This window comes from Acinetobacter sp. NBRC 100985, from assembly GCF_000241225.1.
In the GTDB taxonomy this organism is placed as follows: domain Bacteria; phylum Pseudomonadota; class Gammaproteobacteria; order Pseudomonadales; family Moraxellaceae; genus Acinetobacter; species Acinetobacter venetianus.
The window spans coordinates 1-17,436 of sequence record NZ_BAEB01000018.1 but is presented as its reverse complement, the minus strand read 5'-3'; the positions used below and the strand labels follow the sequence as shown (position 1 = coordinate 17,436).

At 39.7% G+C, this 17,436-nt stretch carries 16 protein-coding genes; 9 read left to right on the top strand and 7 right to left on the bottom strand.

Going from position 1 to position 17,436, the window contains the following annotated elements:
- Window positions 1-107: 107 nt before the first annotated feature.
- The gene (locus tag ACT4_RS05285; RefSeq protein WP_004877919.1) at window positions 108-1,571 is read right to left on the bottom strand and encodes an ATP-binding protein; all 1,464 of its coding nucleotides are present in this window, start codon (window positions 1,569-1,571) and stop codon (window positions 108-110) included.
- Window positions 1,572-1,588: 17 nt separating this feature from the next.
- On the bottom strand, window positions 1,589-2,353 hold the full coding sequence (gene ompR / locus ACT4_RS05280) for a two-component system response regulator OmpR (protein ID WP_004678831.1): 765 nt from the start codon (window positions 2,351-2,353) through the stop codon (window positions 1,589-1,591).
- 318 nt (window positions 2,354-2,671) lie between these two features.
- Between ompR and ACT4_RS05275 the strand changes: the two genes are divergently transcribed.
- The gene (locus tag ACT4_RS05275; protein ID WP_007480305.1) at window positions 2,672-5,017 is read left to right on the top strand and encodes a Tex family protein; all 2,346 of its coding nucleotides are present in this window, start codon (window positions 2,672-2,674) and stop codon (window positions 5,015-5,017) included.
- A gap of 41 nt (window positions 5,018-5,058) precedes the next feature.
- On the opposite strand, the gene ACT4_RS17460 is transcribed toward ACT4_RS05275, so the two are convergent.
- Together ACT4_RS17460 and ACT4_RS05265 are read right to left on the bottom strand one after the other, a co-directional pair.
- Window positions 5,059-5,487, bottom strand: coding sequence for a hypothetical protein (locus ACT4_RS17460; RefSeq protein ID WP_023013874.1), 429 nt, complete (start codon window positions 5,485-5,487; stop codon window positions 5,059-5,061).
- Window positions 5,488-5,799: 312 nt separating this feature from the next.
- Window positions 5,800-6,723: a DUF2167 domain-containing protein gene (locus ACT4_RS05265; protein ID WP_007480301.1), complete on the bottom strand. Its 924-nt coding sequence runs from the start codon at window positions 6,721-6,723 to the stop codon at window positions 5,800-5,802.
- A gap of 323 nt (window positions 6,724-7,046) precedes the next feature.
- On the opposite strand from ACT4_RS05265, the gene ACT4_RS05260 reads away from it, so the two are divergent.
- From ACT4_RS05260 to ACT4_RS05250, 3 genes are all read left to right on the top strand, one after another.
- Window positions 7,047-7,877 (top strand): AraC family transcriptional regulator, encoded by an 831-nt coding sequence (locus ACT4_RS05260; protein WP_007480300.1) that lies wholly within the window; start codon window positions 7,047-7,049, stop codon window positions 7,875-7,877.
- Between the two features lie 77 nt (window positions 7,878-7,954).
- Window positions 7,955-8,665 carry an AzlC family ABC transporter permease gene (locus ACT4_RS05255; RefSeq protein WP_034604645.1) on the top strand — a complete coding sequence of 237 codons (711 nt, stop codon included), beginning with the start codon at window positions 7,955-7,957 and terminating at the stop codon, window positions 8,663-8,665.
- Window positions 8,662-8,979 (top strand): AzlD domain-containing protein, encoded by a 318-nt coding sequence (locus tag ACT4_RS05250; protein WP_007480296.1) that lies wholly within the window; start codon window positions 8,662-8,664, stop codon window positions 8,977-8,979. The genes ACT4_RS05255 and ACT4_RS05250 overlap by 4 nt, the downstream gene beginning before the upstream one ends.
- Before the next feature lie 50 nt (window positions 8,980-9,029).
- On the opposite strand, the gene ACT4_RS05245 is transcribed toward ACT4_RS05250, so the two are convergent.
- On the bottom strand, window positions 9,030-9,785 hold the full coding sequence (locus ACT4_RS05245; protein ID WP_007480294.1) for an SDR family oxidoreductase: 756 nt from the start codon (window positions 9,783-9,785) through the stop codon (window positions 9,030-9,032).
- A 105-nt stretch (window positions 9,786-9,890) separates the two neighbouring features.
- On the opposite strand from ACT4_RS05245, the gene ACT4_RS05240 reads away from it, so the two are divergent.
- Both ACT4_RS05240 and ACT4_RS05235 read left to right on the top strand, forming a co-directional pair.
- Complete coding sequence (locus ACT4_RS05240) at window positions 9,891-10,787, top strand: LysR family transcriptional regulator (RefSeq protein ID WP_007480292.1); 897 nt, start codon at window positions 9,891-9,893, stop codon at window positions 10,785-10,787.
- A gap of 87 nt (window positions 10,788-10,874) precedes the next feature.
- The gene (locus ACT4_RS05235; protein WP_007480291.1) at window positions 10,875-11,651 is read left to right on the top strand and encodes an HD domain-containing protein; all 777 of its coding nucleotides are present in this window, start codon (window positions 10,875-10,877) and stop codon (window positions 11,649-11,651) included.
- Between the two features lie 49 nt (window positions 11,652-11,700).
- On the opposite strand, the gene ACT4_RS05230 is transcribed toward ACT4_RS05235, so the two are convergent.
- Together ACT4_RS05230 and ACT4_RS05225 are read right to left on the bottom strand one after the other, a co-directional pair.
- Window positions 11,701-12,993, bottom strand: a complete 1,293-nt coding sequence (locus ACT4_RS05230) for an MFS transporter (RefSeq protein ID WP_004877905.1) — start codon at window positions 12,991-12,993, stop codon at window positions 11,701-11,703.
- Between the two features lie 217 nt (window positions 12,994-13,210).
- A complete protein-coding gene (locus ACT4_RS05225) occupies window positions 13,211-13,588 on the bottom strand; it encodes a MerR family transcriptional regulator (protein WP_007480288.1) in 378 nt (125 codons plus the stop codon).
- A gap of 100 nt (window positions 13,589-13,688) precedes the next feature.
- On the opposite strand from ACT4_RS05225, the gene ACT4_RS05220 reads away from it, so the two are divergent.
- The 3 genes from ACT4_RS05220 to ACT4_RS05210 all read left to right on the top strand — a co-directional run bounded on the left by ACT4_RS05220 (window position 13,689) and on the right by ACT4_RS05210 (window position 17,422).
- A complete protein-coding gene (locus ACT4_RS05220; protein ID WP_007480287.1) occupies window positions 13,689-14,783 on the top strand; it encodes an SDR family oxidoreductase in 1,095 nt (364 codons plus the stop codon).
- Between the two features lie 142 nt (window positions 14,784-14,925).
- On the top strand, window positions 14,926-16,473 hold the full coding sequence (locus ACT4_RS05215) for an esterase-like activity of phytase family protein (protein ID WP_007480285.1): 1,548 nt from the start codon (window positions 14,926-14,928) through the stop codon (window positions 16,471-16,473).
- Window positions 16,474-16,540: 67 nt separating this feature from the next.
- Window positions 16,541-17,422: a hypothetical protein gene (locus ACT4_RS05210; RefSeq protein WP_007480282.1), complete on the top strand. Its 882-nt coding sequence runs from the start codon at window positions 16,541-16,543 to the stop codon at window positions 17,420-17,422.
- The last annotated feature ends 14 nt before the right edge of the window (window positions 17,423-17,436 follow it).

Sequence of the window (17,436 nt, the reverse complement as noted above, 5' to 3'; positions counted from 1 at the left end):
CGCTAAAAGTGCAAAAGTGAATTGGACTACTGCTAAGGTCTAATATGTGAAATAGAAGATGATTTTTGACTACAAATAAGTGGCATTTTTAATGAGCAAAAATCAGTTTAAAAATGCCCTGTAAGTGTTTGTTTAATCTTGCCAATCGTATTGCTCGGATTTTCTTCAGGCTCTTGAGTTGAGATCGGAAGAGAGATGACCACTTCTAAACCACCTTGCTCACGATTACGAATATTGATTTGTCCTTGATGAATATCCACGATGCGTTTTACGATCGCTAAGCCTAAACCGCTTCCTTGGACTGTTCGTGCAGAATTGCCTCGAACAAAGGGTTGCATCAGCTCTTCAACTTGATCAGGTGGAATACCTTCACCGTGATCTGCCACAGTAATTAAAATATGTTCATCAACATAACTGGCTGACAATTCAATCGGTTCAGCACCATAACGCTTGGCATTGTTAATCAAATTGGCAATTAAGCGTTTTAGAGACAAGCTACGTGCAGGAATAATCGGTAATTCTTGCATCTCAAAGCGAATGTCGAGCGGCTTGAACTGGATTACTAATTCTTGTAATAAGGTATTGATATTGGTATCAGTTAATTCCTCATCCGAACCGTCCCGCATGTATGAAATGAATTGGTTCAGAATCGCATCCATATCATCGACATCGTATACTAAGCCTTCACGTAGAAACTCATCTGGGAGCATTTCCGCAGTTAATCGAATTCGAGTTAATGGTGTACGTAAATCATGAGAAATCCCTGCCAACATAATTTGGCGATCACGCTCTGTCTGTTCCAATGTATACACCATATGGTTAAACGCTTGGTTCACTTGACGGATTTCTAAAGGACCATGATTGGTATCAAGGTAAGGGGCTTTACCTGTTTTACTATAATTGTTGGCCGCATTCTGTAATCGACGCAATGGCCGATTCATTTGACGAACTAAAATTAAAATAATAATTGAAGATAAAATGGGTACACCAAATAGCCATGTTGCGATCAACTCAACACTATAGTTGGTGTAGGTTTTTAAGGGCTCTCGAACCCAATTGCCATTCATTTCTGGTGTTTGAATCCAGATACGAGGGATTGGTTTAAATTTGAAATAAACCGTCACATTGTCAGCATTATCAACACCAAGTTCTTTCGCCAATTTTTTTTCGATTTGGTTGGTAAATAACTCAGCTAAAAATTTATCTTCGACTTTTGGAAATTCTTTGGGATCAGTAATGTACTCAATCCCGATCCTATTTTTAAGCCACGTATCAACATCGACTTCAGTGTCGCGATGCAAAATACGAATATCAGGATTGTTGACTAGTTCTAATTCAATCGCGAGGTAGCGAGCGTGTTGCTGTAATTCAGGTAAATAAAGTGTTCGCCAAAAGAACCACAATGACATAAAGAGGCTGAAAAACACCATAAAGAGTACCAAAATCGTGGTACGCATTGCGGCGGATCGTGGTTTGATTTTATCTAAAAAACGTTCCCACTTTGTTCGTGGTCTTTCAGAATACGAAACAAAATCTGTAAATGCTTGTGGATCAATTGGTTCAAGTTTCAAGGTTTAGATTCCTGATTTTATTCCGCGCCATCTGGAACAAAAACGTAACCTACACCCCAAACAGTTTGGATATAACGTGCACGGGCAGGGTTGTCTTCAATTAGACGACGTAAACGAGAAACTTGAACGTCAATTGAACGCTCCATTGCGCCCCATTCACGGCCACGTGCCAAGTTCATCAGTTTGTCGCGAGTTAATGGCTCACGTGGATGCTGCACAAGCGCTTTTAACACGGCAAATTCGCCCGTCGTAAGTGTAACCACTTGACCTTCACGGGTTAAAGTGCGAGTAGAAAGGTCTAACGCCCAAGGACCAAAGCTGACCACTTCAACTTGTTGACTTGGTGCGCCTGGTACTTCACGGACTTGGCGACGTAATACGGCACGAATACGCGCTAACAATTCATTTGGGTTAAATGGTTTTGGTAAATAGTCATCTGCACCTGCCTCAAGACCCGCAATACGGTCAGAGTCACTGCCACGTGCAGTTAGCATAATAATCGGGGTATCAATATTTGATTGACGCAAACGACGACAGATACTTAAACCATCTTCTACAGGGAGCATAAAGTCGAGGACGATCAGCGAGAACAACTCACGTTGTAATAAACGATCCATCTGTGTTGCATCATGAGCAGTTTTTACGACGAAACCTTTGTCTTCTAGGAAACGTTGTAAAAGCGTACGCAAACGCACATCGTCATCGACCACTAAAATGCGTTCGACACGATCTGTCTCATGGTGTACGGTTTCCGTCGATTCAGCAGGTACAACTAAACTCATGATGTGCTCCTTTATCGTTTATTGTCATCGTCATTATGCAATGCTTGGGAGTATACGATTCATTGCACAGGTTTGGCTATGTTATAAAGCAACAAATATTGCCAATAAAATCAAGAGATAGATACCAAATATATACAGGTAAAATTATGACAAACAATCTATTTTTCAATATTTAGAGTAAAAAATGTCGATATTTTAGAAACATTCATCAATTTGCAAAAAATACTCGCCAAATATTCAAAAAAACAATGGTGGATTTTATAGCCGTGGACTTTATAATCAGTGCTTTTAGACTTAACCCTTGTGGAATCAATCACGATGACTGACTTAGTTCAGCAGTTGGCAAATGAACTTGCCGTACGTCCAAACCAAGTAGAAGCTGCTATTCGTTTAATTGATGAAGGCGCTAGTGTTCCTTTTATCGCACGTTACCGTAAAGAGGTCACGCAAGGCTTAGACGATACTCAATTACGTCAACTCGATACACGTTTAGCCTATTTACGTGATTTATACGAGCGTCGTGAGAAAGTGATCCAATCTTTAACAGAACAAGATAAATTAAGCGATGACTTACTGGCGCGTGTAAATGCAGCAGAAACTAAAAATGCATTAGAAGAAATTTACGCACCGTATCGTCCGAAACGTACGAGTAAATCATTTAAAGCAAAAGAAGCGGGCTTAGGTCCAATCGCTGAAAAGATAATTGCAGAACAAGTTGATCCAACAGAAGCTTTGGCTGGTTTTAGCCACGAAGATTATCCAGATGTTGAGAGTCAATTGGATGCAATCCAACATATTTTGATCGATGATTGGGCACAAAATATTGCCTTAACGACTGAATTAAAACAAACTTTTGCAAAAACTGCTGTTCTAAAAAGTGCAGTTGCTTCTGATGAAAAGAAAGAAGTCGGCAAGAAGTTCCGTGATTATTTCGAATTCTCAGAAAATCTGAATAAAGTTCCTTCTCATCGCTTATTGGCAATGTTACGTGGTCGTCAAGAAAATGTACTTGGTTTAAAAGTAGATGGCGAAGATGAAGCTCCATTGGCTCGTATTGAAGTTGAATATAATCTTGAACAAATTCAACCACAAAGCCGCCAAGATTATTTAAAACAAACTGCAAAATTATTTTGGTTAGGTAAGATTCGTCCTCAGATTGAGCATTCATTGCTGACGGATAAGCGCTTGGCTGCTGAAGCAGAAGCTATGGATGTTTTTGCGGAAAATTTACGTCATTTATTACTTTCTGCACCTGCGGGTGGTCGTACAACTCTAGGTGTTGACCCTGGTATTCGTACTGGCGTGAAACTCGCTGTTGTAAATGATGCGGGTGATGTGTTGGCACATAGCACGATTTATCCATTTGCACCGAAAGAAGATAAAGAAGGTTCGATTGCTGAACTCGCACGTTTATGTCGAGAGTTCCACGTGGAACTTATTGCGATTGGTAATGGTACTGCGAGTCGTGAAACAGAAGCCGTTGTTGCTGAAATGATGGCTGCGAATACGGATCTGCAATTGACGCGTGTAACTGTCAGCGAAGCAGGCGCATCGGTTTATTCGGCGAGTGAGCTTGCTGCGCAGGAGCTTCCTGATCTTGATGTATCGATTCGTGGTGCAGTTTCGATTGCACGTCGTTTACAAGATCCATTGGCTGAACTCGTTAAAATTGATCCAAAATCAATTGGTGTTGGTCAGTATCAACACGATGTAAACCAGACGGGTCTAGCAAAAACTTTGGATGCAGTAGTTGAAGACTGTGTGAATGCTGTTGGTGTAGATGTGAATACAGCTTCACCTGCGATTTTGGCTTATATTGCTGGTTTAAATAAATCAATTGCACAGCAGATCGTTGAATATCGTAAAGAAAATGGTCGTTTTGATAACCGTCAATCGTTGAAGAAAGTGCCACGTTTAGGTGAGCGTACTTTTGAACAGTCGGCAGGTTTCTTACGTGTTCAAGATGGTTCTGAACCATTGGATGCATCAGCTGTTCACCCTGAAAGTTATGGTCTGGTAGAAAAAATCGTTGCAGCGAAAGCAACTACGGTTAAAGACATTATTGGCAATACCGAGATTATTCGTCAGGTTAAAGCAGATGAGTTTGTTGATGACAAATTTGGTTTACCGACGATTCAAGACGTTTTAGCAGAATTGGAAAAACCAGGTCGTGATCCACGTCCTGAGTTCCGTACTGCGAAGTTCCGTGAAGACATTACTGAAGTTGCGCAATTGACTGAAGGTATGCAGCTTGAAGGTGTCGTAACTAATGTCACGAACTTTGGTGCATTCGTTGACGTGGGTGTACATCAAGATGGTCTTGTGCATATCTCTGAACTTGCAAACGAGTTTGTCTCAGATCCGCATAAAGTGGTAAAACCGGGTCAAATCGTACAAGTACGTGTGATGCAGGTCGATGTGGAACGTAACCGTGTGAACCTCAGTATGCGTGCTGAAGGTGCTGCTCCAGCAAAAGCACCGCGTCAACAACGTCCACAGCAAGACCGTACTGAGCGTAAACCACAAGGTCAACGCCCACCACGTAAAGAGGGCGACTTTAAGCGTCCACAAAATAACAAGCCAAAAACTGAAAAACCGCAAGAGCAAAAAATCGGTGGTTTAGGTGCTTTGTTATTGCAAGCAGGAATCAAAGGCTCTAAGTAATTGAATTGAGTCCCTAAAAACCTTCCTTCGGGAAGGTTTTTTTATTCTTTATTGGCGTTGAGTGATGAACGTAAAAGCTTTTCTTTGGATAATAAGTACGTTAAATTTTTATCATTGGTTGATGTTTTTAAATGATTAATATCTAAAATAATCTGTTCTAAAAACACTTGGTAATCTGTAGGGTTTAGCAGCTTTTCTGCAAGAGCAATCCCTTCCATTTGAATGTGATAATTTAAGCCAATTTTGCGTAATAGGTTTAACGCGAAAGGCGGGCATAACAATATATCGAGGGAAAACTGGAAAATTTTAGTCCAAGACAGTTGTAATGATTTCCGTTTTAAAATAACAAAAAGTAAAGATGAGATATTAAGAATATAGATCGTAATAATTGTGATTGCTAAAGGTAAATAACTTAATTTGAGTAGTAACAACAGAGGGAGTAAGACCAGTGTTAATAATGATATCAACATATTAGTCCATTGTAGTGGTCTCAATGTTTTGCTAATCAATAGAATAGAGTCGACATCTGTGGACTGATCTGATGGTATGGATTGTTTTATTTTCCAAGCACATCTAAATATCAATTGATACGAAAAGAACATATTAGGAATAAATAAATACTTACTCAAAAAACTAAATGATTTCGTAATGTGTTGGAATTTAAAGCTTGAGCGAATACCCTTAGTCACATTGAATTCATTAAAAAAATATAGACGAGCAGAGTCATAAAGATAAAATCCATATAACCCGATAATGATCAGTATTTCTAAGGGTAAATGCATTTATGATTTATTTCGCTTGAATAAAGAGCTAATCCATCCACCCAAAGCAACCACACCCACAGCAACAAATTTCCATGCTGCCGCAAAAAAGGCTGCAATTGCTGCCCAGAAGCCTTTCTTAGTTGCTACAACGGCTGCACCACCCGCAATTAAAGCGGCTAAGCCATATTCTGCAACTTTATCACCTTCACGATATTCAGAATATTTCTCACCAAAGTTATATTCGAATCCTTTTAAACTTGATTTAAAGGCATCAATATTTTGAGTTAGTCCTTCTTCATCAGAAACGAGTGTGGCACTGGTTACACCTGTACGACCTAAGATACGAATGGTGTAATTGATTGCTTCTGAATTATTATCATCACGAATTTTCAATGCCCATTCTAAACGTTTAGTTTGATTGTCATAATGTGGCGGCACCGCCCAACCCACGGTATAAAGTTTTGGAAAACCTAAACGCTCACGTTCTTTATTCGATGGCTCATCTGAGGCTTTAAGCTGTTCTAATAATGCATCTGCATCTATTTTTTCATCATCTTTTACATATCCAGCGGGATCAAAATCAAATGTTGCCCACCATGAATTATCTGGAGCAACAAGAATATTGGTGCTGCCACTGGTAAGATTGCCTGTTAATTCTAGAAATTTATCTGAGTTAACGGGATCTAAAAATCCTTCATCTTTGAGCGTATTTAATGTCGCGACATTGGCAACATTTTCTTTTTTAGGACCTAAATGCCAATCTAGTTTTGACATCGGATTTTCTTCAGCTTGTTGAGTTTGCGTATTATGCACGGTGGTTTCTTCAGTTGATGCTGAAGCAAATGAATAACTTGGCGCTGAAGCTGCACCCAACATAGAAAGACTTAATGCAATTGCATAACTCAAAGAGGTTAATTTTTTCGGTTGTAACTGATTTAACATGAAATTCTCACAATATTTTAGCTATTCGTTTTATTACAATTTATTGAATAAATTATCAGCGGATTCTAAAATATTTTTATCTAAAATTAAAATATTTTTTTAATCATTTAAAATAGAAGCGTTTATTTATATTGGAATGTAATAAATATAATTGTTCAAATATATATTGATGGTTTAATAAATTTATTGGGAAAAATATAGCAGTATGATGAGCTTGGGGATGAGTTGAATGTACTGGATTTTGAAAAACAGCAATTTTATTCTATAAGTTTCATGCAATCGCGTTAACCTGCAATGATGTATACATGCCTTAGGAGGTCGTGATGTCGCGTAGACCTCGAGAACAAGTGGATTATTTACACCTTGAAGAACTCGGTGGTTTAGAAATGTTGAAAGCCAGTTACTTTCAACAGGAGTTTTCTCGTCATGTTCATGAAGGTTTTTGTATTGGTGTCATTGAAGAGGGCGCACAACGCTTTTATCGTACGGGTGGCAATCATGTTGCACCACAAGGCGATATCATTTTGGTGAATGCCGATGAAGTCCATACAGGATCTTCTGCAGTAGAAACGGGTTGGCGTTATCGAGCGATTTATCCAACACCAGAAGTTTTCCATGAGTTAACACGAGATCTCACCACGATTCATGGGACAGCACCGTGGTTTAGAGAGGCGGTCTTACATGATGAAGGTTTGGCACAACAGTTTCGTTTGCTATTCGATCTGCTTGAACAGCCGAGCAATACTTTGCTCAAACAAACTTTATTTTTATCAACAATAGCATGGCTTGTCTCTAAATATAGTCAAGTACGTCCCACGGTTGCTGATCTTACCAATGCGAAGCAACGTATATTAAAGATTAAAGAACTGATGGCAAGTATGCCTGAACAAGAGTTTTCATTGGCTGAACTTGCGGAAATGGCAAATCTCAGTCAGTGGCATTTTCTACGCCAGTTTAAAAAGCATGTTGGACTCTCACCCCATGCATGGTTAATCCAAGCGCGGTTACAGAAATCACAAAAGCTATTGAGGCAAGGACTAAATTTATCAGAGGTCTCGCAACAGTGTGGCTTTTCTGATCAAAGTCATTTTAGCCGTCATTTCCGTCAAACTTTCGGTATTACACCGGGCGGTTATATCGCCTACCTCAAATAAAACAGCAATTTTATACAATTCGGTTATGTTGAAGTTTGGCATAGTTATGTTCTGTTCGACGAGTAATTGTGATTTTGATGTTAACTGAAAGCATAGATGACACCCCAATGTCTGAATCCAAGGCATTTCTCAATGGTGTGATCAAAATTCTCCCCCTGTGTTTTGCCGTTTTACCTTGGGGATTATTGGCGGGTTCAATGGCGATTCAAGCTGGGCTAACCACGCTGCAAGCAATCGGTATGTCGGCATTAGTTTTTGCAGGCGCAGCGCAATTGATGACGCTAGGTTTAGTGATGGTGGGTACACCTGCGTTGACGATTATTATTTCGGTGTTTCTGATTACGACACAGCATTATTTATATGCGTTGTATTTACGAGATGATATTTCTAAGCAGCCATTGAAGCATCGACTTATGCTTGGTTTTTTACTCACAGATGAGCTATTTGCGGTCAGTATCAAAAAACAGCAACACTATATTTATTATTTATTGGGTGCAGGTATTTGTTTTTATCTATGTTGGGTACTATTCAGTATTTGTGGTGTATTGCTCGCTGCATCCGTACCAAATTTAGATCAATATCATTTAGATTTTTCGATTGTTGCGACATTTATCGCAATCGTAGTTCCGTTTATTAAAAACCTCAATACGCTCGTTGGCGTGATGGTGTCTGTAGTACTTACGATTATGTTTTTGAGTCTAGGAATTAAAAGTGCGGCAATTTTAGCGGGTGTCATTGGGATGCTGACCGCGACTTGTTTGCAGAATCTTCGGGAGCGTGCGGCATGAATTGGTTTCTTCTGATTATTCTAGCGCTCGTCGTTTTTATGAATCGCTATATTCTGCTTGAACCGAATATTCCTTTACGTTTACCGAAGTGGTTTCAACAATCATTGCAATATTCAGCACCTTGTTTACTCACCGCAATTGCGACACCGATTGTCTTTATGGATGAGCAAGGCGTATTTCGTTCGACATTACTAAACCCTTATTTTCTTGCCACAGTCTTAACAATTGGAATTGCTTATACGGTACGACATACCTTAGCGACGATTATTCTCAGTTTGGCATGTTTTTACGCTTTGGTCTTTTGGTTGAATTAAAGAAACTAGGGTCATGAATGGCATGAACCCAAGCTTTAAATTTGCACCTCTTAGCGTGTGGTATAACCACCATTGGCAAAAATAGTTTGTCCTGTGATCCACCATCCATCTGTTACTAAGAAGCGAACCAATGGTTCAATATCTTCAATTTTAGTCAATCCGCCTAATGCAGATGCCGATTTATGATAAGCCACCGCTTCAGGTGCTTCTTGCCCATAGAAGAACGGTGTATCCATTGGGCCTGGGGCAACAGCAGTGACTGAAATACCACGTTCACCAAACTCTTTAGATGCGGCACGAGTGTAGTGTTCGACTGGCGCTTTTAAACCCTCATAGGTTGAGTATAGTCCTGTGTAGGCCGCCAATAGACTGGTGACGATGGTACAAATTTTTCCATTTGGATTGAGATGTCGGCCTGCTGATTGGATAAAGAAATAGGCAATTTTATTGTTGATGTCATTCATTCCATCAAACTCTTGTTCAGTGGTATCTAAATATGGTTTTTTGAGCACACGTCCGACGGTATTAATCGCGATATCCACACCACCAAACTCTGCTTTAGCTCGTATAAAAAGTTGTTCTATATTTTGAATATTGGATAAATCAGCTTGAACCAAAATCGCTTTGATCCCGAATGCTTGGACTGCTTTTAGTGTTTCCTCGGCATCTGCTTGGGTTGCAGTGCTATTGTAATGAATTAATAAGTTTGCACCTTGTTCAGCAAATTTACGTGAAATTAAACCACCTAAATTTTTTGCGCCGCCAGTGATTAGTACGGTTTTGCCTTTGAGATGATGTTGTGACATTTATTCTTCCTCATGATGTTATCTATGAAATGATGCTAAAGGAATTTATTTGTCTGAAATAGTTGTTAGTATTGAACTGATTGTGCAGAAAAGTTGAATAATAAAATGGATAAAATAGACCGTTTAAAAATCTTCTGTTTGGTGGCAGAGAAGCAATCGTTTGCACAAACCGCGGTGCAATTAGGCTTACCACGTTCCAATGTGACCTATGCGATCCAAGCGCTAGAAAAGGAATATGAAGTGCTGTTGTTTTATCGCACGACTCGTAAGGTGGCTCTCACGCATGAGGGCAGTTTGTTTTATGAAGAAGCAATCCGTTTGGTAGCGCAATTAAAAGAGCTCAATCGTTTTAAAACGCAGGTACGCAGTCAGGAAGGTAAAATTAGCATTGGGATGCCGAAACGTTTAGCCACTCAAGTTTTGATTCCAAATTTAAAAGCGTTTTATCAACGTTATCCAAAAGTGAAAGTTCTGATTAATGGCAGTGATGATTTTTCAAATTTGATTGAACAACAACTTGATTGTGTCGTTCGAGTCGGGCAGATACAAGATGAATATTTACTGATCAAGCCGATTTGTCAAACTGAAATTTGGACATTGGCTGCTCCGCAATATTTGACTGAGTTTGGCATTCCTAAAGATTTTGATGAGCTGCAACAGCATTTTGCCGTCGATTATCATGTTGCCAAGCATTATCGAGAGCTGAGCGAATTAGTATTTAAAAATCATCGCGTCAAAATGCCATATCGTTTATTGATTGAAAATACAGAAGCCTATATTCAAGCGGGTTTAGCAGGATTGGGCATTATCCAAATTCCAGCGTTTGATGCGAAAAATTATGTACAACAAGGTCGATTACAGGGCTTATTTGAACACGTTCCTAGCTCGGAACTACCTGTCAATATTTTGCTTACAGACCGTCAATATCGTCCAGAATATTTTCAGGACTTCATTGATTGGCTTAATGATCTGCTGAAAAGTGAGCTTGCTGTCCATTGCTAGAATGATCCTTTAATGTTTTGACAACTAAAGCGATTTACAGTAAAAACTAAAATTAGAGTAATTACTCTAATTTTGTGGGTGATAAAAATGCACATTGGCAGACAAGCATGGATGGCACAGACTTTAGGTGACTTATCCTTAAAAGATCGGATGCAGCTATTGAGTCATAGCTTATTTCCAGTCCTCAAACAAAGTATAAAAATGTATGCTTTAGCAGGTCGAACTCAGTCAAATGCTCGGTTGGGGCTGAGCTTAGACGATCTACTTTTGCCTGATAGCAATGATGTCAAACAGGCAATCGAAAAGATGCAATCTTGTAGTTCAGTGAGTTTACAGAATCATTGTTTAAGGACTTGGCATTATGCCGTTGCATTTTCCAAGATGCAGCATTTAAAACATGATGCTGAATTATTGGCGGTGTCTTGTTTATTACATGATTTAGGGATGACCGAACAACATTATCACCATCATGAAACTTGTCGTTGTTTTGCTGGGCAGGGCGCTTATGCTGCTAAGGATTGGTCCATTGAGCAAGGTTGGCAGATACCGCGTGTTGATCAGTTGTTTGATGCGATTAGTATGCACATGAATCCTTATGTGGCTGTTGATGATGGCGTTGAAGCACATTTACTCCAACAAGCAGCAAGTTGTGATGTGATTGGAAGCCGAGGTTTTGAATTTTCGCCCCAGTTTAGAAAACAATTATTTCAACAATATCCACGTTTAGACTTCAATCAACACATGATCGAATTTACCCAGCATGAAGCATTTACACGTCCTCAGTCTCGTACAGCAATGGTCGTTCAGAGTGGCTTTAAGCATTTAGTCAATCTCAATCCATATCTGGAAAAAGCGGGACAATAAAAAACCACCTTTGTCGAGCAAAAGTGGTTTGGATGAGGGCAGAATTTATTTAGTGATCATGTTCTAAATAGGCAGGTTTTTTCGGCAGCGCCAAACTACAGAAGAAACAGATAATGAGCATGATGATTACATAAACAAAGAAAGTGTTTTCAATGCCTGCATCTTTAAATAACAAGGCAACGGAAGGTGCTGAACCGCCAAACAAGGCATTACCGACTGCATAAGAGAATCCGACCCCTAAGGCTCTGACATGAGGCGGGAACATCTCTGCTTTGACCAAGCCACTGATAGACGTGTAGAAACTTAGCAGCATCATTAAGAAGATCAGTAACAAGGCAATAATCACTGGCGAATCAACAAAACTGCGCATACCAATGACCATGACAGGATAGATAAAGATTGCGCTCAATAAGCTAAATGACAACATCGATGCACGACGACCAATTCGATCTGACAACATACCAAAGAATGGTTGAGCAATCATAAATACGAATAATGCCGCAGTCATGATAAAGCCAACGGTTTTACCTTCAATCCCGATATTGGTGAGATAAGTTTTAGAGTAGACCGTCACTACGTAAAAAGTCAGTGAACCTGCTGAGGTATAACCAACCACCAAGAGGAAAGTCTTCCAGTGTTGCTTTAACAACGCGACCAAACTACCTGATTCTTCACGTTCAGCATCTTCATGCGATAAGGTCTCTTCTAAGCGGCTTCGAGCAGCTAAAGAGAGTAGTGCTGCAATCCCCCCGATCACGAATGGAATACGCCAACCACCATCATTCAGTTGCTGTTCCGTCATAAAGCCCAGCAAAATAACACCTAGCAAGCTGGCAAGTAGCTGACCGCCTGAGAGTGTTACGTATTGGAACGAGGCAAAAAAACCACGTTGCCCTTTCAAACCGAGTTCACTCATGTAAGTTGCAACGGCACCATATTCACCACCTACGGATAGACCTTGTAACAAACGAACCATGAGCAATAAGAATGGCGCAAGCATGCCGACTTGATCATAAGTTGGTAATGCCGCAAATAGAAATGAACTGAGTGCCATTAAGCAAATAGAGATCACCATAGACTTTTTGCGACCATGCCGGTCGGCAATTCGCCCAAATAACCAACTTCCTATCGGGCGCATAAAAAAGCTAGCGGCGAATACACCCCACACATAAATCGCTTTGGTGGTTGGCTCCATATCTGGAGCAGTCAGTGCATGAGTAAAATAGGCAGCAAAAACGGCATAAATATAAAAATCGAACCATTCCACTAAATTCCCTGATGCCGCACCCACAATGCCTTTGATGCGACTCGTTCTTTCTTCCTTGCTATATGTCTGACTCATATATGTATGTTCCTTTCTCGACTAAGCAAGATTCGATAACTGAATCTTTGCAGAGTGTTATATACAGCTAAAAAAGCATGAAAATGACACTATTTTGTATGCTTTTTATGACTGTATTTTTATATGATGATAATCAGGACATTTTTGAATAATTATTTAAAAAACATGAGGCTGGGCAGTAGGGTCAATATGGAAAAGTTAATTTTATGAAAAATAGTTAATTTAATTCAGGAATAGGACAATCCTGTCGTAATGGACAAGGCTCTCCTTGAGTAAATCGGCTCAGCATCAGTTTAATTTTATTAAGTTGAGCAATTTTTTCGTCAATCACATCGATTTTCTCTTGGAAGATGGTGTGTACTTGATCTGCAGGAATTTCTTGTTGCGCCGTCATTGCTAAGATTTGCTTAATTTCATGGAGTGAGAAACCAAGGTTTTTTGCTGTACGAATTAACTGGACTTGCTGAAGTGTTTGTTCTGGATAATCTTTATAACCATTATTGCGGGTGATTGAATGAATCAACTGCATTTTTTCATAAAAGCGAATGGTATCTCGACTGAGGTCAGTTTGTTTTGCAAGTTCACCAATCAACATTTCATCACCTTTTTTATTATTTGCTTAAAAAACATCTTGACCATTGAGTGTACTCCATCCTTTAGCCTATTCCTACATTGAATAAAATGAGTCATTCACAATGGAAAATAAAGATTTAAATAAGCAGCAGACACAAATTGCGTTTGTTGCAGGTGCTACAGGTTTTATTGGGCGCTTTTTAATTGCTGAGTTATTGCAGCAAGGACATCAGGTTTTTGCATTATTACGTCAAAAACTGAAACAACAAGCAGAGCTAGAGACATGGCTCATTCAACGAAAAGTTTCTTTAGAAAAACTCACATACATTCAAGGTGATATTACCCAACCAGACCTTGCAATATCGACGTCCGATTGGCAGAAATTGAGTACGGTCAATACGCTTTACAATGGAAGTGCTTTATTTGCATGGAATCTCAGTATGCAACAAGCCCGCGCTGTGAATGTTGAAGGTGCTGTAAATTTACTGCGTTGTATGCAGCAACATTGTCAGTTACGACGTGTTGTTCATGTTTCAGGATTTATGCTGACTTTGGAGCAACATTTGCAGCAGATCGGGATAGATTCAGCATCACCTGAGCAAAGTAACTGGCAACAGATCTATGCCCGTCAAGGCGCTTATGAAGCTTCGAAAATAGAGGCACATTATGCATGGATTTCACAAGCTAGGCGGTTGAACTTAGATTGGACGATTATTCATCCAGCAACGGTTGTTGGAGATGCAAGTACAGGCGAAATCCCTGTAAACCAACCGATGGCGCATATGGTCGATTTATTAAAACGTAAAAAAATGAGTGCCATTCCTGCGACACCACAACACTATTTACCACTTGTGACCGTCGACTATCTTGTGCGAGTGATCAGTCATGCCGCTACTGAGCCAAGCTTAATACAGCGTGAACTCTTGGTTGCACATCAACAGCGATTTGTTCTTGCTGAAATGTTGAATATTATCGCCGCACAAGTGAAACAAAAAGCACCGACGCAATATGTACCATTGTCTGTACTGCGAATGATTTTAAGATGGAAATGGTTGGCGCAAAAATTAGAAATGTCCGCAGAAATGTTGGACTTTATCCGAACAGAACCGCTGAATACTTCACAGCTAATGCAACTCATCCAAAAGTGGGATATTCAAGAAACGGACTTAAGAAAAGCTTTGGAAAAAACCAGTCTTTGGGTTTATCAACAACCATAACCCGATGATAAAAGCGGCAAGTTGTGGATAAGTTTAAACTTATTCACATCGTCGGTTGTCATAGATTGGTGATCTTTTGTTCATGGGATTGTCATTTTTGCTTCTTAGCATGAAGGCTCTTTGGCAATGATGTTTGTAAACAATGAAAAAAACACCGCTCACTTTGGCTTTATTGGCTTCGATGGTTGTATTGACTGCATGTTCTGATGGGGATAATGGTCAAAATGGATTAAACAGCTTGATTCAACAAACGCCTTTAGCGTTGGGTAATGATGATTGCTGGAGCGCTGGAACGCGTATTGAAAGTGGTCTAGATAAAAACAAAAATGGTCAATTGGATGCCAATGAAATCGAGCAAAGTTCGGTACAGTGTGGTGCAAACTTATTTGCACAAGGCATTGCATTACCTTATGAAATTCTAGCGAGCTTTCAGCCCAATGGTACAACCATTGATAGCCCATTTTCCCTTCGTCAAGGTGGCTTTGGTTCTGACGTTGCGGCACATCCCACGAATAAAAAACAGTTTTATGCGATTACCGATCGTGGTCCAAATGCTGACTATGATGATGGTGTTCATGGGGCGGGTAAGATTTTCCCGCTTCCAGATTATGTTCCTAAAATTGGTTTGTTTGAGGCACAAGATGATGGTTCAGTCAAACTGATCAAAACGATTTTATTGAAAGATCGTAATGGAAAAAATATCACGGGCTTACCGAATACTGCTGCTCTCGGTGGCACTGGTGAAACTCCTTACGACATCAATGGTCATGTGATTACTGTTGATTCAAGCAAGCCTTATGATTCTGTGACGAATCCGATCAAGTTGGATGACTATGGTCTTGATAGTGAAGGTTTGGCTGCATTGAAAGATGGCACATTCTGGGTTAGTGATGAATATGGGCCTCATATTGTTCATTATGATGCTAACGGTAAAGAGATTGGTCGTATCAATCCTTTTGCGAACGATGCCCGTAATACGCTTACCTTGCCGCAAGAGTTTAGTTATCGCCGTGCCAATCGTGGAATGGAAGGTTTAACGATTACACCTGACCAAAAAACATTGGTTGGGATTATGCAATCCACCATGAATCTGCCAACCAAAGCAGTCAATAAATCAACGCTGACCCGTATTGTGACGATCAACCTAGAGACGGGTAAGGTTGCTCAATATCTTTATCGCCAAGAAATTGCAGCAAACTCAAACTCAGCGATTGTCGCGATTAATGATCATGAGTTTTTGGTACTTGAGCGTGATGGTAACTTCCTCAAAGACGATCCGAATATCATGAAACATGTATATCGTATTGATCTGAAGGATGCCACCAATCTAGAAAATGTCGCGGCTCAAGGTGACTTACAGCAAGATCCAAAGTTAGGTTTGACCATCGCAGGCAAAACACTAGAACAGTATGTTTTGACTCAAGGGTGGGAGGGTTTACAAGCCTTAAATATTCAACCTGTCAGCAAAATCTTAGTGTTGGATATGGGCAAACGAGTGAGTTATGCACATGACAAAATGGAAGGCTTATGGTTGATTGATCATCAGCATCTTGGTGTGCTGAATGATGATGACATGGGTCTTTGGAGAAATGACAATGGTTTAGAGCAAAAATATTTGGATAATGCGCGTATGCGTGTCGATACACCAACCTTATATGTCGTTGATAAGTTGAATCTGTTCAATCCATAACAATACTTGAAGCCCAAAAGCAAAAACTTTTGGGCTTTTTTAATTCACTTTTTTAAGAAGAACCAAGATGAAAATAAATAAACTGACCTTGATGACTTTACTCACTATTGTTGTGTTGCCATCGCTTAGCTACGCTTCACCTAAAGTGACTTCTCGCGAGTACAAATTATTATTAGATCCCAACAATTTTAGTTATGGTAATGAAGCAAGTAATATAAATAGCTACTTTTCTCAGGCGAAAACAGCGATTGAAAATAAAATTAGCCGTAATGTCACAGGGAATATGAGTCTCGATACGCAACGCGAAGTCCGCTTTTATGATACTCAAGGAAGCTGCCCACTAAATAATATGGGCTATAGTTTTAGAGAGCGTATCGAAAATGGCGCGAAAGAAGTTACTTTGAAATATCGTGGTTATGATCACTACATTACTGATTTTGAAGATATGAGCAGCAGCGTATCAGGTGCGAAAACCAAGCTTGAAGATGATATTACCCGTAAAGATAATTTGAGTTTTCTTGTGGTTGCAAGCAAGTCTACGACAGTTCCAACGTCAAGAACGATCAATGATTTTGAAGATATTAATACTTTATTTACGGGCTTTAAAAATAATTACACTTTTAGTAATAGTCAGAGCTTACAACAGGTTGGTGGTTTAACTATTTATGAACGTAAATATGATGGCGCAACCATTGATTTGGGCGAGTTTGATGCCGATTTGGAAATGAGCTTGTGGTATACCCAAATGCCTTATACAGGATTGAAGCCTGCTGTAGTTGAGGTGTCATTTAAGTATGCAGATGCAAATGCGGATTACACCAAAAAAGTCGTGGCACGAGCTGCTTTAAGCTTTAGTGCTTTAAAGGGTTTAACGCAATATAATGCACCGAGTTCAACAGCGACCAAGACCCAGTTTGTATATCAATACCAACCCAGTTTTTGTAATTAAATAATAAAAACACC

Bases quoted from the DNA above. Each gene is read 5' to 3' on its own strand.
- ACT4_RS05240 (WP_007480292.1), top strand. From the start codon at position 9,891: ATGGATAAAATAGACCGTTTAAAAATCTTCTGTTTGGTGGCAGAGAAG.
- ACT4_RS05210 (WP_007480282.1), top strand. From the start codon at position 16,541: ATGAAAATAAATAAACTGACCTTGATGACTTTACTCACTATTGTTGTG.
- ACT4_RS05230 (WP_004877905.1), bottom strand. From the start codon at position 12,993: ATGAGTCAGACATATAGCAAGGAAGAAAGAACGAGTCGCATCAAAGGC.
- ACT4_RS05255 (WP_034604645.1), top strand. From the start codon at position 7,955: ATGTTAACTGAAAGCATAGATGACACCCCAATGTCTGAATCCAAGGCA.
- ACT4_RS05245 (WP_007480294.1), bottom strand. From the start codon at position 9,785: ATGTCACAACATCATCTCAAAGGCAAAACCGTACTAATCACTGGCGGC.
- ACT4_RS05260 (WP_007480300.1), top strand. From the start codon at position 7,047: ATGTCGCGTAGACCTCGAGAACAAGTGGATTATTTACACCTTGAAGAA.
- ACT4_RS05225 (WP_007480288.1), bottom strand. From the start codon at position 13,588: ATGTTGATTGGTGAACTTGCAAAACAAACTGACCTCAGTCGAGATACC.
- ACT4_RS05250 (WP_007480296.1), top strand. From the start codon at position 8,662: ATGAATTGGTTTCTTCTGATTATTCTAGCGCTCGTCGTTTTTATGAAT.
- ACT4_RS05220 (WP_007480287.1), top strand. From the start codon at position 13,689: ATGGAAAATAAAGATTTAAATAAGCAGCAGACACAAATTGCGTTTGTT.
- ACT4_RS05215 (WP_007480285.1), top strand. From the start codon at position 14,926: ATGAAAAAAACACCGCTCACTTTGGCTTTATTGGCTTCGATGGTTGTA.
- ACT4_RS17460 (WP_023013874.1), bottom strand. From the start codon at position 5,487: ATGTTGATATCATTATTAACACTGGTCTTACTCCCTCTGTTGTTACTA.
- ACT4_RS05275 (WP_007480305.1), top strand. From the start codon at position 2,672: ATGACTGACTTAGTTCAGCAGTTGGCAAATGAACTTGCCGTACGTCCA.
- ACT4_RS05235 (WP_007480291.1), top strand. From the start codon at position 10,875: ATGCACATTGGCAGACAAGCATGGATGGCACAGACTTTAGGTGACTTA.
- ACT4_RS05265 (WP_007480301.1), bottom strand. From the start codon at position 6,723: ATGTTAAATCAGTTACAACCGAAAAAATTAACCTCTTTGAGTTATGCA.
- ompR (WP_004678831.1), bottom strand. From the start codon at position 2,353: ATGAGTTTAGTTGTACCTGCTGAATCGACGGAAACCGTACACCATGAG.